This window comes from Zoogloea sp. (assembly GCF_030157465.1).
Taxonomy (GTDB): domain Bacteria; phylum Pseudomonadota; class Gammaproteobacteria; order Burkholderiales; family Rhodocyclaceae; genus Zoogloea.
The window spans coordinates 1-12,522 of sequence record NZ_JAOAUU010000130.1 but is presented as its reverse complement, the minus strand read 5'-3'; the positions used below and the strand labels follow the sequence as shown (position 1 = coordinate 12,522).

Annotated in this window: 14 protein-coding genes and 2 pseudogenes; 2 read left to right on the top strand and 14 right to left on the bottom strand. The window is 64.6% G+C overall.

All coding sequences use genetic code 11. The annotated features are described in order from the left end of the window. Window positions 1–46: 46 nt before the first annotated feature. The gene (gene katG / locus Q1W26_RS15140) at window positions 47–2,245 is read left to right on the top strand and encodes a catalase/peroxidase HPI (RefSeq protein ID WP_300441920.1); all 2,199 of its coding nucleotides are present in this window, start codon (window positions 47–49) and stop codon (window positions 2,243–2,245) included. Window positions 2,246–2,413: 168 nt separating this feature from the next. On the opposite strand, the gene Q1W26_RS15135 is transcribed toward katG, so the two are convergent. The 14 genes and pseudogenes from Q1W26_RS15135 to Q1W26_RS15070 all read right to left on the bottom strand — a co-directional run. After that, window positions 2,414–3,085, bottom strand: coding sequence for a TetR/AcrR family transcriptional regulator (locus Q1W26_RS15135; protein WP_300441918.1), 672 nt, complete (start codon window positions 3,083–3,085; stop codon window positions 2,414–2,416). Window positions 3,086–3,186: 101 nt separating this feature from the next. After that, on the bottom strand, window positions 3,187–3,621 hold the full coding sequence (locus tag Q1W26_RS15130) for a VOC family protein (protein WP_300441915.1): 435 nt from the start codon (window positions 3,619–3,621) through the stop codon (window positions 3,187–3,189). Between the two features lie 18 nt (window positions 3,622–3,639). Next, window positions 3,640–4,425, bottom strand: coding sequence for a glucose 1-dehydrogenase (locus tag Q1W26_RS15125; RefSeq protein ID WP_300441913.1), 786 nt, complete (start codon window positions 4,423–4,425; stop codon window positions 3,640–3,642). Between the two features lie 15 nt (window positions 4,426–4,440). Further along, complete coding sequence (locus tag Q1W26_RS15120; protein ID WP_300441911.1) at window positions 4,441–4,761, bottom strand: putative quinol monooxygenase; 321 nt, start codon at window positions 4,759–4,761, stop codon at window positions 4,441–4,443. Between the two features lie 58 nt (window positions 4,762–4,819). Then, on the bottom strand, window positions 4,820–5,344 hold the full coding sequence (locus Q1W26_RS15115; protein ID WP_300441909.1) for a nuclear transport factor 2 family protein: 525 nt from the start codon (window positions 5,342–5,344) through the stop codon (window positions 4,820–4,822). Continuing rightward, the gene (locus Q1W26_RS15110; protein WP_300441907.1) at window positions 5,341–5,871 is read right to left on the bottom strand and encodes a nuclear transport factor 2 family protein; all 531 of its coding nucleotides are present in this window, start codon (window positions 5,869–5,871) and stop codon (window positions 5,341–5,343) included. Before Q1W26_RS15110 ends, Q1W26_RS15115 begins: the two co-directional genes overlap by 4 nt. Before the next feature lie 51 nt (window positions 5,872–5,922). Further along, window positions 5,923–6,693 carry a glucose 1-dehydrogenase gene (locus Q1W26_RS15105; RefSeq protein ID WP_300441904.1) on the bottom strand — a complete coding sequence of 257 codons (771 nt, stop codon included), beginning with the start codon at window positions 6,691–6,693 and terminating at the stop codon, window positions 5,923–5,925. A 31-nt stretch (window positions 6,694–6,724) separates the two neighbouring features. Beyond that, window positions 6,725–7,414: an EthD domain-containing protein gene (locus Q1W26_RS15100; protein WP_300441902.1), complete on the bottom strand. Its 690-nt coding sequence runs from the start codon at window positions 7,412–7,414 to the stop codon at window positions 6,725–6,727. Between the two features lie 6 nt (window positions 7,415–7,420). Beyond that, the gene (locus Q1W26_RS15095; protein ID WP_300441899.1) at window positions 7,421–8,845 is read right to left on the bottom strand and encodes an aromatic ring-hydroxylating dioxygenase subunit alpha; all 1,425 of its coding nucleotides are present in this window, start codon (window positions 8,843–8,845) and stop codon (window positions 7,421–7,423) included. 24 nt (window positions 8,846–8,869) lie between these two features. Continuing rightward, window positions 8,870–9,202 carry a Rieske 2Fe-2S domain-containing protein gene (locus Q1W26_RS15090; protein ID WP_300441896.1) on the bottom strand — a complete coding sequence of 111 codons (333 nt, stop codon included), beginning with the start codon at window positions 9,200–9,202 and terminating at the stop codon, window positions 8,870–8,872. Next, complete coding sequence (locus tag Q1W26_RS15085; RefSeq protein ID WP_300441893.1) at window positions 9,199–9,738, bottom strand: nuclear transport factor 2 family protein; 540 nt, start codon at window positions 9,736–9,738, stop codon at window positions 9,199–9,201. The genes Q1W26_RS15090 and Q1W26_RS15085 overlap by 4 nt, the downstream gene beginning before the upstream one ends. A gap of 1 nt (window position 9,739) precedes the next feature. Next, window positions 9,740–10,525 carry an SDR family oxidoreductase gene (locus Q1W26_RS15080; RefSeq protein WP_300441890.1) on the bottom strand — a complete coding sequence of 262 codons (786 nt, stop codon included), beginning with the start codon at window positions 10,523–10,525 and terminating at the stop codon, window positions 9,740–9,742. 37 nt (window positions 10,526–10,562) lie between these two features. Beyond that, window positions 10,563–10,883, bottom strand: coding sequence for an SRPBCC family protein (locus Q1W26_RS15075; RefSeq protein WP_300441887.1), 321 nt, complete (start codon window positions 10,881–10,883; stop codon window positions 10,563–10,565). A gap of 268 nt (window positions 10,884–11,151) precedes the next feature. Further along, window positions 11,152–11,865: pseudogene (locus Q1W26_RS15070) on the bottom strand (Rieske (2Fe-2S) protein); the annotation flags it as partial. A gap of 420 nt (window positions 11,866–12,285) precedes the next feature. On the opposite strand from Q1W26_RS15070, the pseudogene Q1W26_RS15065 reads away from it, so the two are divergent. Further along, a pseudogene (locus Q1W26_RS15065) lies at window positions 12,286–12,522 on the top strand (hypothetical protein); the annotation flags it as partial.

Here is a 12,522-nt window from a genome sequence, read left to right as displayed (position 1 = left end):
ACACTGAGTTCAAGCAGTCACTGACAAACAGCCAAAGGAGAAAAACATGTCAAACGAAGCAAAATGCCCGTTCTCGGGCGGTGCTCGCAAACCGACCGTGGCTGGGGGCCCCGCCAACGCCGGCTGGTGGCCAAATCAGCTGAACCTGAAAATCCTGCACCAGCATTCCCCCCGCTCAAACCCCCTGGGCGACAAATTCAACTACGCCGAGGCCTTCAAGAGCCTCGACCTGGACGCCGTGATCAAGGATCTCCACGCCCTGATGACGGATTCGCAAGACTGGTGGCCTGCCGACTACGGCCATTACGGGCCGTTCTTCATCCGCATGGCCTGGCACAGTGCGGGCACTTATCGTATTTCCGACGGCCGCGGCGGTGCCGGCGGCGGCGCACAACGCTTTGCTCCCCTCAACAGCTGGCCCGACAACGTAAGCCTCGACAAGGCGCGCCGCTTGCTGTGGCCCATCAAGCAGAAATACGGCCAGAAAATCTCCTGGGCCGACCTGATCGTCCTGGCCGGTAACGTCGCCCTGGATTCGATGGGCTTCAAGACCTTCGGCTTTGCCGGCGGGCGCGAAGACATCTGGGAACCCGAAGAAGACATTTACTGGGGCCCCGAGGGCAAATGGCTGGACGACCAGCGCTACACCGGCGACCGCGAACTCGAAAACCCGCTCGCTGCGGTGCAGATGGGCCTGATCTACGTAAACCCGGAAGGCCCCAACGGAAACCCCGATCCGGTTGCATCGGCACGCGACATCCGCGAAACCTTTGCCCGCATGGCGATGGATGACGAGGAAACCGTGGCGCTCGTCGCCGGCGGGCACACCTTCGGCAAGTGCCACGGCGCGGCCGATCCGGGCCAGTACGTCGGCCCCGAACCCGAAGCGGCCCCCATCGAGGATCAAGGCCTCGGCTGGAAGAACAGCTTTGGCACGGGTAAAGGCGTGCACACCATCAGCAGCGGCATTGAAGGCGCCTGGACCACCAACCCGATCCAGTGGGACAACGATTACCTCGACATCCTGTTCAAGTACGAATGGGTGCTGACCAGGAGCCCCGCCGGTGCCCAGCAATGGACCCCCAGGGACGCCTCTGCCGCGGGCACCGTACCCGACGCCCATGATCCCTCGAGGCGGCATGCGCCCATGATGACCACGGCCGACCTCGCCCTGAGAATGGACCCGGCCTATGAAAAGATCGCCCGGCGTTACCTGGCCAATCCGCAGGAATTCGCAGACGCCTTCGCCCGGGCCTGGTACAAGCTGACCCACCGCGACATGGGGCCGCTGGCTCGCTACCTCGGCCCGCTGGTGCCCAAGGAAGTGCTGATCTGGCAAGACCCGGTTCCCGCCGTGGATCACCCACTGGTCGATGCACAGGACATTGCAGCCCTGAAAGCCAGGGTGCTCGCCTCGGGCTTGTCTGTCTCGCGGCTGGTCACCACGGCGTGGGCGTCGGCAGCAAGCTTCCGCGGCAGCGACAAGCGCGGCGGCGCCAACGGAGCGCGTATCCGCCTCGCGCCGCAGAAGGACTGGGAAGCCAACGAACCGGCCGAACTGGCGCAGGTTTTGCAAACGCTGGAGGCGATCCAGAAAGACTTCAATGGCGCGCAGTCCGGCGGCAAGAAGATCTCGCTTGCCGACCTGATCGTGCTGGGCGGCTGTGCTGCCGTCGAGGCCGCCGCGAAAAAGGCCGGGCACGACGTCACGGTACCCTTCTCGCCGGGGCGTACGGATGCCTCGCAGGAACAGACCGATGTGGACTCGTTTGCCGTGCTGGAGCCTGCCGCCGACGGTTTCCGCAACTACATTCGGAAGGGGCTCGAAGGCCATGCGGCCGAGTTGCTGGTGGATAAGGCGCAATTGATGACCCTCAGCGCACCCGAGATGACGGTTCTGATCGGCGGCCTGCGCGCCCTGAACGCCAACGTCGGACAATCCCGGCACGGCGTGTTCACCACGCGGCCCGGCACATTGACCAACGATTTCTTCGTGAATCTCCTCGACATGAACACGAAGTGGCAAAAGTTGGCCACCTCAGAAGGTGTGCTGGAGGGACACGACCGGGCAACGGGCGAACTCAGGTGGACAGGCACCGTCGTCGATCTGGTGTTCGGCTCGAACTCCCAGCTGCGGGCACTCGCCGAAGTCTATGCGTCCAGCGACGCGCAGCAGGCCTTCGTGAATGACTTCGTGGCCGCCTGGAACAAGGTGATGAACCTGGATCGCTTCGATCTCGCGTGATCCCGGCACATCGATCTTATTGACCCAACCCGGCCATTGACTCGTCGAAAGGCAGAGCCAGCTTGGGTCGGGTTAGCGCAGCGTAACCCGACATCGGACGTGCCCATCGATGTTCATGTTGGTGTCGGGTTACGCCCTGCGGGCTAACCTGACCTACAGGGGGCTGCTTCAGCGGGATTGCTGCGCGCGTTCGAGTTCGGTCATTGCCGCCAGGGCGACGAGCCTGAACAGCCGGTCCCGACGCGCCGGGTCGGCACAGGGCCCGGGGGTCATGGAGACACTGGCAAGCACATAAACGGTCAGGTCGCGCAGCACCTCGCTGGTTTCAGGAAACTCTTTCCACACGGGCAGCAGCTCGGCGCGAATCTGCAGTTCGCGGGTGTCGATATCCTTGGCCAGCGTGGCGGCGAGCTTGCCCAGGGTGCGGATTCCGCGGGTGCCGCGCATGAACTCCTGCAGGGCGTGAAAGCAGGCGCTGGTTGAATAGTCATGGTGCATCAGGTCGAGGGTCAGGCGCATGGCCTCGAAGGTGGGGCCGCCCTCGAGGCCGCTGGCAATGCGGCGGACCATGTCGGTGTATTCGGCAACCCGCAACTCCATCAGGTAAACAGCAAACTCCCGGAACAACGCAATACGCGACGGAAAATGGTGGGTCACCGCCCCGCGGGACACTTTGGCCCGCATGGCGATCGACTCGTTGGTGGTGTGGCTGTAGCCCCAGTCGGCGAGGCAATGGAGCGTTGCTTCGAGGATCTGCTGACGGGTGCGCTGGCTTTTGCCCTGCGGCACGGGTGCGTCATGCTCGTCCGGGCGCAGGTCTGAAATAACGGAGTCGGTCATCGGGCGTTTCGGGAAACCTTGAATGTTCCCTGAACAATGCCATGGCGCGGAGGCATTGGTGGACCTGTATGGCCCCCTGGCTGCCTCCGGCCGGGCGTTTGTTACATCAACTGCTGCAATTCGAAGACATTGCCGTCCGGGTCGCGCCCGTAGGTGGCGCGGGCAGTGCCAAAATCCTGGGGCGGCGTATGAAAGCGCACGCCGGCGGCGAGCAGGCGCTGGTATTCGGCCTCCACGTCATCCACATCGAAGCACAAGTGGGTGATGCCGTGCTTGTGCACCGGGCGATCGCCCTCGGCGGGCAAGGGCTGGGCCGGCGCCTCGAACTGGAACAGCTCCACGCAGGTGGCGCCGAGCTGGAGCATCACGGTGGTGGCCGCGGTTCCGGGGAGCGCCATCACAAGGTCGATCTTGTGCTGGTCGCCCTTCCAGGTGGTGCGTGACAGCTCCGTGAAGCCCAGGAGCCCGCAGTAAAACGCCTGCAGGCGCGCAAGGTTCGCGGTGGAGAGCGCGACATGGTGAATGGCTCTGATCATGTTGGTTACCGGTTGATCTCAATATTTGAAGGACTGGCCGCCGTCGATCGGAATGGCCGTGGCGTTGATGAAGGTGGATTCGTCCGACAACAAAAATGCCACCAGGTGGGCCACTTCTTCGGGCTTTCCGAAGCGCTTCATGGGGTTGACGCTGACGAACTCCTGGCCAACCTCCTGCCAGCGCTCGCCGCCCATCTGCCTGAGCGAGCCTTCCACCATCGGGGTCATGATTGCGCCGGGCGCCACCGCGTTGATGCGGATACCGTACTGCCCGTATTCCACGCCCGCGTTGCGCGTCAGCCCGACCACGCCGTGCTTGCTGGCCGAGTAGCCGGCCTGATTGCCCACCCCGCGCAAGCCGCCCACCGAGGCCATATTGACGATGGAACCAAAGCCCTGCGCCTTCATCACGGTCAGCACGTGCTTGAGGCCGTAGAACACGCCGTTGAGGTTCACGTCGATCACGCGCTGGAATTCGCTGCTGGGGTAATCGGCAGTGGGGTTCTGCTTGCCTTCGATGCCGGCGTTGTTCAGGAAGCCGTCGAGGCTTGTGAACCTGTCCACGGTGGCCCGGACAAAGTCCTGCACGGCGGCTTCGTCGGTCACGCTGGCGGCGATCAGCAGCAGATCGGCCCTGGGCGCAGCGCACAGAATGGCCTGCCCGGCGTCGTCCAGGCTGGCGCGGTTGATGTCCACCAGGGCCAGCCGGGCGCCTTCCCGGGCAAGCTGGATGGCGCTGGCAAGGCCCAGCCCGGAGGCGGCGCCGGTGATCAGGACGGTCTTGTTCTCAAAACGCTGGCTCATGGGGTTTGCTCCGGTTCATGCCGCGGGTGGCGGCGTTATCGTGCCCACGTGGCTGACTTCGTATTTGCGGGCTTCCATGCTGAGCAGGCTCAGCTTTGAAATGCGGGACAGAAACTCGCCGATGTGCGGCGTGGCCAGGTGTTCGGTGAGCGCCGCGTCGGATGTCCATTCCTCGGACACCCAGATCAGGTTGTCCTGCTGAAAATCACGGGCAAAGGCGTAAAGGCGGCAGCCCGGCTCCTGGCGGGTGGCGCTGATGGCCGGGGCCGCGGCCTCCATGAAGGCGGCAAGGTGGGCGGGAGCGACTTCGATGCGGGCGGAAACGGCGATGGTCATGGGGGTTCTCCGTGGCGCGGCGCGGGCGGCGTCAGCCGAACCCGCGCCGCGGTATGAGTCAGGGGATGAGCTTCATCCGGTAGGTCAGATCCTCGCGACCACGGGTGCCCTGCACGCGGTAGTCGGCAAACCGGCCGTCACTGCGGCCGGCGTAGGCCCAGCAGGCGTTCCAGTCCATCACCAGGTCGCGCTTCCACATGCGCCATACGCCATCGCGCTTCTCCCACACGTCGCGGTAACGCATGTTGTCGGGGCAGTTGATCTTGTTGCCGTCGGGCAGCGCCGCCGCCGCGTTGCCGAGCATGTAGGACTCGGCGGTGGCCCGGTTGCCGTCCAGTTCGATCACCACGTTGGCGATGCGGTGGTAGGCCCACACCAGGTTGTCCTTGATGAAGGGGATGTCGTAGTCGCAAAAATCGTGGGCGTTGCCGTCGAAGATGCCAAAAATCACCGAACCGTCGTGGTGGAAGGTGGATTTGAGCAATTCGAGGTCGCAACGATCGACCGCCTGGATGTAACGGCACATCTGGTCGTAGATGGCCTGCTTGTCCGCCAGGGCACGGATGCGGGCGGACGTGCTCATGCCTGGCCTCCGAGGATGGTGTAGATCGGGTCGTCCTTGCCGCGGGTGCCGCGCAGCTTGATCATGCCGAACAGGCCTTCGTCCCACACGGTGGTGGTCGGGAAGCTCATGTTCCATTCGTGCACGAAGGTGCGGCGGGCAATCTTCCAGGCGCCGCCCACCTTGCTGTACGCGTCCACGTAGCGGCCGCCGATCAGGGTGTCGGTCTTGCCGCCGTCGGTGTTCCAGGTGGCCACGTCGATCACGTAGATCTCGCCCCGGGCGCTGTCGCCATCGATCTGGTAGAACTCGTTGGACACCGAATGGAAGCTGCGCTCGAGGCCGGCCGGGCTGATGCCGCCGGCGACGAATTCACTGGCCGGGCCGCTGAAGGCGCCGATGCTCACCTGGGCACCGTCGGCAAACAGGCTGGCCAGCAGCGGGCCGTCGGCACGGTCGAGGGCGCGGGCGAACAGGGTGCTCACTTCACGCAAAGCCTGTTTGTCTTCAAGTTCCTGCAGCAGGGCCAGTTCGTTGTTATTGCTCATTCTTATGTCTCCGTTCCGTGGTGGGGTGGTGCGTACTTCAGGGGGTGAAAATCAGCGATTGGCGTAGCCGGCATCCACGTTGATGGTGGTGCCGGTGACATACGAGGCCAGGTCGGACGCCAGCCACAGGCTGGCCTGGGCCACTTCCCGCGCGTCGCCAAAGCGGCCGAGCAGGCTCAGGGCCGGCGCAAAATCGGCCTCGGACGCGCCCATTGCGGCGAGGGCGTTGCGCAGCATCGGGGTGTCGATGGCGCCCGGCGCCACGGCGTTGACGCGAATCTTGTGCGCGCCGTTTTCCAGCGCGGCAACCTTGGTCAGGCCGATGACTCCGTGCTTGGCGGCCACGTAGGCGGCGTTGTTGGGCTGGGGGCGGAAAGAGCTGACCGAGCCGATATTGACGATGGAGCCGCCCTGCCCCTGGCGGATCATCTGAGAGAGCTGGTACTTGAGGCACAGGGCGACGCCTTTCAGGTCGACCGCGATGACCCGGTCGAACTGGCTTTCGTCCATCTCCGACAGCAGCCTGGTGTCGGGGGTGACGGCGGCGTTATTCACCGCCACATCGAGCCGCCCGTAGCACTCGACCGTGGCGCGGACGAGGGCGTCCACCTCGGCGCCGATGGAGACATTCACCTTGTGGAACATGGCGGTGCCGCCGGCCTTTTCGATCCCGGCCACCACAGCGCGGCCGTCGCTTTCGTTCATGTCGGCCACCACCACGCGGGCGCCGGCCTCGGCAAACAGGATCGCCGTGGCTGCCCCCATGCCCTGGGCACCGCCGGTAACGATGGCTACCTTGTCTTTCAGAATCGGTCCGATCATTTGCTGTCCTTCATGGGTTCAGTGTGTGGATTCAGGCAGTGACGGCGGGCGCCCGCACCACTTCTTCGCGAACCAGCAGCCCGCGCAGGCTGCGCAGGTCTGCCAGGCCCTGGCCGGCGCGGGCTTCGCGAGCGGCCCATGCCGTGCGGGCGCTGGCAGCATCAAGCCACCAGCTGCATTCGACGCCGTCAAAAGGCGTTTCGTCATCAGGGCCGGCTTCCACCGCCTGACGGGTCAGGCGCAGGGGTCGGGCGGCCGGCATCAGCAGCGGGCCGTCGCCGGCCAGCCAGCAACGCGTGAAGGCCTCCCGGCCCAGCGCCGGGTCGCGCCGCACCACCAGCATCAGCTTTACCGCGCCTTCCAGCGCCGGCCCGCGGGCGATTCCATCCACCACCCGCTCGCGGGCCACGCAGGCGATGGACGGTGGCGTCATGAAGCAGGCTTCGTCGGGCCCGGCGCCTTCCTTGTATTCGCGGCTTTCGACGAGGCGCGTGAGGGCCGCCACCTCGTCGATCCACAGTTCCGGCGAGCCGTCGGCCATCGCTTCGAGGCCTTCCAGCGCCGGCTCCAGCGCATGGTTCTGGATGTAGCCGCTGAAGAAGCCGGCCTCGACCAGCTTCAGCGCGTGGGCCTTGTGGGTGCTGCGCCAGTACTGGCTGAATTCGGCCAGGCTGAAATCGGCCCGGCGCTTCAGGAAGCTGACAACCTTGAGGGCATCCATGGCCGCCTACTTCGCCGCCGCGGCGCGGGCCAGGTAGCGATCGACCGTCCGCTCGAAGTGGCGGATGCGCGCTTCCTGGTAGTTGCCGAGGGTCTGGCCGGCTTTTTTCGAGGCCTTGAAGCCCAGTTGCTGGGAGCGCAGATTGGCGGTGTCCTGGTCATACACGCGGGCCAGCACCGGGTCGAGGCCGGGCACCACCGAGTAGGACTCCTCCTCGCCAACCAGAACCATCTCGGGCGGATCCGGCTGCTGGCCCGAATCCGGCACCGGGCGCAAGAACAGGATCTCGAACAGGCAGCGCTCCGGCTCCATGCCCAGCGGGCGGAAGCGATACACCATCGGCAGCGATACGCCAGGGAACAGGATCATGTTCGGAAAGAGGTGGTACTCGATGGTGTCGATCATCTCGGCATCCGACACGCCGGAAAGATCGGTGGCGTACTTCTCGCCAAGAATCTTGCGCAGGAAGCGGGCCATCACGATGCGGGCGGTTTCGCCCTCGCCCACCACCAGATCGTCGCTGACCACCGAGCGGTCGCCGATCAGCATGGTGTTGACCAGCTCCTGCTCGCCGAGGGGTTTGTCGAGGTGGGGGCTATTCACCCCGCCCACGGCGTAGAAGCGGGTGACGTGATCGCCGTAGAGGTCGTACTGCACGTTGGCGTCGCCGGTGCCGTGGAGCAGTTGCGGGTGGGTTTCGAGCACGTGATAGGACTCGATGAAGGCTTCCAGCCCGGTCTTCCAGTTGCAAGGCAATACTTTGCCCATGTGCAGCTCGGTGTAACGCTGGCCTAGATCCCAGTCGCGAAAATGCTCGGGCAGCACTTCGAGGTAGCTCTCCAGCGACGGGGCGTTTTCATCCAGGTTGATGAACACGAAGCCGCCCCACAGGCCCACCTTCACTTCCGGCAGGCTGTAGGCCTCGGGCTTCACATGCGGAAAATCCCACGCGCAGGGCACGCTTTTGAGGCGCCCTTCGAGGCTCCAGGTCCAGCCGTGATAGGGGCAGCGGAGTTCCTGGGCCGAGCCCATGCCCTCTTCCGGGCGCAGCTTGGTGCCCCGGTGCAGGCACGAGTTGTAATAGGCCTTGATGCCGCTTTCGGTGCGTACCACCAGCACCGAATGGGGGCCCACCTCATACACGTAGTAATCGCCCACCTGGGGAATGTGTTCTTCGCGGCAGGCCCATTGCCAGGTTTTGGCCCAGACGTGGGTCATTTCCTGCTCGTAATGCTCGCGGGAGGTGTAGCGGCGGTAGTCGATGTCCGCGTCGCCGAGAAACTCGTAGCGGGACTCCCGCAGGACCGGCGGCGGCGGGTTTTCGTCCCGGGCCACGATGTCCTGGGCGCTGGGGCCGGGGCAGCGCGCCGCGCCGGGGGGCAGGCCGGCGTAGTCGCCGGGAATCAGGGGCATGGAAATACGGTCGTTCATGTTTTTTCCTCGCTGTGTCCTCGTTCAAGCCGCGGCCACTGGCGCGGCCAGCGATACCTCGATGCGGCCTTCCACCACGCGCAGGGCGAAGGTGCGCAGGGGCACGCGGCCCATCTGGCCACGGCCGCAGCCGGTGCGCACGTCGAACATCACGCCGTGCAGCGGGCAGGCGATGAGGCCGTTGCGGATGCGTCCGCCTTCGAGGGGCGAATCCTGGTGGGTGCAGCGGTTCTGCACGGCAAAGAACTCGCCGGCGGCGTTGCCGACGAGAATGTCGTGGCCGTCGATATGCACGGCCTTGCTGGCGCCGGCAGGCAGTTCGGCGGCATTCAGAACGGGGTGGAATTCGGTACTCATGCTTCTTTCTCCGCTTTGAAGAATTCATGGGACACGTCGTCCGGCCCCGGCCGGCCACGCTTGGCGGCGGCGCCGATGCCGGCATCCCAGATGGCCGAACTGGGCTGGGTGACGATCCAGTCCACCACGAACAGCCGGTGGGTGAATTTCCACACCCCGCCGCGCCGTTCGTACTTGTCGAGGTAGCGCCCGCTGACCATCTGGTCGGTCTTGCTGCCGTCGGCGGCAACGCTGACGCTGGTGCCGATCACGTAGCTGCGGCCGGTGGCACGGTCGCCGTCCAGCTCAAAGAGTTCGTTGGAGGCAAAGTGGGTGGTGATCTCCACCGCCGGATTGGGGGCGCTGATCACCTCGGCAAACTGCGCGCCGCTGCCCACGAAGAGCCCGAAGTCGATGACCGAATCAGGCCACCACAAGGTTTCGAGCAGCGCCCGGTCGCGGCGGTCCACGCCGTTGGCGTAGCGCACGTTGAGTTCGTGCAGATCCTGCTTGGCCTGCAGTTCGGCAACGGTCTTTTCGAGTTGTTCGAGGGTCATCTCAGGCGCCCTCCCCGGCCGGATAGGGTTTGGCCAGCACGCCGCCATCCACGTACATCTGGTGGCCGGTCATGAAGCTGGCCTCGTCGCTGGCCAAAAAGAGCACCGCGGCGGCGATCTCGCTCACCTCGGCAATGCGCCTGAGCGGCTGCATGCCGGCGTAGATGGCTTCGAGCCCGGCCGGGTCGTCGGATGCGTCGAGGTATTGCTGCAGGTTGGGGGTGCGGGTGGCGGCCGGATGCACCGAGTTGCAGCGGATGTTGTAGTTCTGCTCGCCGCAGTACAGGGCCACCGTTTTGGTCACTGCGTCCTGGGCGCCCTTGGCCGCGGCGTAGCTGACGAACAGCGGCCCCGGACGGATGCTTTCCACCGACGAGATATTGACGATTGCGCCGCCGCCGCTTTTCTTCATGCTGCCCACGCCATATTTGCAGCCAAGAAAAGTGCCCACGCCATGCACGCGCATGTGGGCGTTCCAGTCGTCGAGCGTGGCGGCCTCGATGTGGCCGGGGTAGGAAATGCCGGCGTTATTCACCAGCACGTCGAGCCGGCCCCAGCGCTTTTCCACGTCGGCCACGGCGGCCTGCCAGGCGGCTTCGTCGCCCACGTCGAGGGACAGGTAAGCCGCGTTGGGGCCGAGTTCGTCGGCCAGCGCGGCGCCCTGGGCGTCCTTGATGTCGGTGAGGAGCACCCGGGCGCCCTCGGCGATGAAACAGCGCGCGATGCCGGCGCCGATTCCGGATGCGGCGCCGGTCACCAGCGCCACCTTGCCATTCAGTCTTTGCATGTCGGTATGTCTCTCTATCTCTTCGGGTGCAGCGCGTTCAGTCGCGTGCCAGGAACTTGTCGATGGTCTGGTGAAGCTGGCGCACGCGGACTTCCTGGTAGTTGCCGAGGGTCTGGCCGGGCTTGGTGCTCGATTTGAAGCCCCGCTGCTGGCCGATGAGGTTGCCGGTGTCCTGGTCGTAGATGGTGGCGAGGCCCGGATCGAAGCCCGGCACTTCATGGAAGGACTGCTCGAAATCCAGCTCCACCATTTCGGCCGGCTCCGGGCGCTCGCCGGAATCGGGCACGGGCTGCAGGAACAGCAGATCGAAAATGCACGAATCCGGGTCGTTGCCGTTGGGCCGGAAGCGATAGACCATCGGGAACAGCAGCGACGGGAACAGGCAGGTGTTGGGCCTCGGGGACGCGCAGCTTGGTGGCGCCATCGGCAATGCCCTCGACCACGCCCTCGCCCATCAGTGCGTCCAGCAGTTGTTGCTGGCTGAAGCTTTCCTTGAGGTGCGGGCTGGGGTAGCCAACCAGGTGCACAAAGCGCGACACCGTGTCGCCGTAGATGTCGTACTGGCTGTTGGCGTCGCCCACGGTGAGCACGCCCTGGGGGTGTGTCTCCAGCACGTGGTAGGACTCGAGAAAGGCTTCGAGGCAGGCCTTCCAGTTGGCCGGCAGCAGCTTTCGCACGTGTTTGGCGGTGAACTTGGCGGAGAGATCCCAGTTGGCAAAATGCTTTGGCAGCACGCCCAGGTGTTCGGCCAGCGGCGCTGCGTTCGGGTCGAAGTTGATGAAGACAAAGCCGCCCCAGGTGTCGACGCGCAGCTCCGGCAGGTGAAAGTTGTCGTCACTGATGTGGGGGAAATCCCAGCGACAGGGCACATCGGTGAGCGCGCCTTCGAGCGACCACGTAAAGCCGTGGAAGGGGCAGCGCAACTGCTTGGAGCGCCCGGCCGAGCCGGCCGGCTTGAGCTGGGTGCCGCGGTGCAGGCAGGCGTTGGGGTAGGCCTTGATCTCACCGCTTTCGGTGCGCACGACGATCACCGACTTGTCGGTGATTTCATACACGAAGTAGTCGCCGGCGGCCGGAATGTCATCGACCCGGCAGGCCCACTGCCACACCTTCGACCACAGTTTTTCCTTCTCCAGCTCGTGGAAGGCGCGGGAGGTGTAGCGGCTGAACGGAATGTCGGCGTCGCCAATGAAACTGTAGCTCGACTCGGTGAGGTGCGCGGGCGGGTGGTCGCCATCGGCCCGGATGATCTCGGCGGTGCTGGGGCCGGGGCAGCGGGCTGCGCCGGGGGCCAGGGGTTCGACCGGTTTGTTCACTCTCGTCTCCTCGCTTGTGGTCATTGCGCCGGGGCTGCGGTGCGCCCGGGCATGTATTTTCGTAGAGATTAACCCAATACAAACAGAAGTGTTTGTATTTTTAAATGACGCAATGCAGCATTAAAATCCGGCTGCAGATGCGTTGTTGTGCCTGTGTGGGGGCGACTTCAGTCGCCCCCACAGGGAGCGTGCAGCGCGAACGCGGGACAGCTTGGGTAGATACTGTTCGATCTCTTAAGTGAGGGTGAGTGGCCGCTGCAAGATCTACCATGCGGGCGCGCGGCCCAAGGGCGGGTACGGCATCCAGCCACTCAGTCGGGGTGCCCCCCGACTATGCACACCCGACCGCCAGGCAAGGTCGATGGCGATCGGGTGCTGGTGCATAAGGAAAATAATACAAGGTCGGGTTAGCGCAGCGTAACCCGACATCGGACATGTCCATCGATGTTCATGTTGGTGTCGGGTTGCGCTGCGCACGGCGAGAGCTTTGCATTCGAGACAACCTTGTCGGGCTTGGCCTACTTGCGGCACATCGAAGAATGGAAAAATCTGGGCTATCACGTCAGCCTGTTTTTCTTGACCTTGCCTTCTGCCGACATGGCGATTGCGCGTGTGGCCGAACGGGTCAGGGCCATCGCACTCGAACGACATGGTTTTTTTGAAATTCACCAAAAAAATCGT

What these genes read in the sequence shown, in the direction of transcription:
- Q1W26_RS15110 (WP_300441907.1), bottom strand. Translation starts at nt 5,871, where the DNA reads ATGAGCAATAACAACGAACTGGCCCTGCTGCAGGAACTTGAAGACAAA.
- Q1W26_RS15100 (WP_300441902.1), bottom strand. Translation starts at nt 7,414, where the DNA reads ATGGATGCCCTCAAGGTTGTCAGCTTCCTGAAGCGCCGGGCCGATTTC.
- Q1W26_RS15080 (WP_300441890.1), bottom strand. Translation starts at nt 10,525, where the DNA reads ATGCAAAGACTGAATGGCAAGGTGGCGCTGGTGACCGGCGCCGCATCC.
- Q1W26_RS15115 (WP_300441909.1), bottom strand. Translation starts at nt 5,344, where the DNA reads ATGAGCACGTCCGCCCGCATCCGTGCCCTGGCGGACAAGCAGGCCATC.
- Q1W26_RS15090 (WP_300441896.1), bottom strand. Translation starts at nt 9,202, where the DNA reads ATGAGTACCGAATTCCACCCCGTTCTGAATGCCGCCGAACTGCCTGCC.
- Q1W26_RS15120 (WP_300441911.1), bottom strand. Translation starts at nt 4,761, where the DNA reads ATGACCATCGCCGTTTCCGCCCGCATCGAAGTCGCTCCCGCCCACCTT.
- Q1W26_RS15105 (WP_300441904.1), bottom strand. Translation starts at nt 6,693, where the DNA reads ATGATCGGACCGATTCTGAAAGACAAGGTAGCCATCGTTACCGGCGGT.
- Q1W26_RS15130 (WP_300441915.1), bottom strand. Translation starts at nt 3,621, where the DNA reads ATGATCAGAGCCATTCACCATGTCGCGCTCTCCACCGCGAACCTTGCG.
- Q1W26_RS15125 (WP_300441913.1), bottom strand. Translation starts at nt 4,425, where the DNA reads ATGAGCCAGCGTTTTGAGAACAAGACCGTCCTGATCACCGGCGCCGCC.
- Q1W26_RS15135 (WP_300441918.1), bottom strand. Translation starts at nt 3,085, where the DNA reads ATGACCGACTCCGTTATTTCAGACCTGCGCCCGGACGAGCATGACGCA.
- Q1W26_RS15075 (WP_300441887.1), bottom strand. Translation starts at nt 10,883, where the DNA reads ATGGTCTATCGCTTCCGGCCCAACGGCAACGACCCGGATTCGTGCATT.
- Q1W26_RS15095 (WP_300441899.1), bottom strand. Translation starts at nt 8,845, where the DNA reads ATGAACGACCGTATTTCCATGCCCCTGATTCCCGGCGACTACGCCGGC.
- katG (WP_300441920.1), top strand. Translation starts at nt 47, where the DNA reads ATGTCAAACGAAGCAAAATGCCCGTTCTCGGGCGGTGCTCGCAAACCG.
- Q1W26_RS15085 (WP_300441893.1), bottom strand. Translation starts at nt 9,738, where the DNA reads ATGACCCTCGAACAACTCGAAAAGACCGTTGCCGAACTGCAGGCCAAG.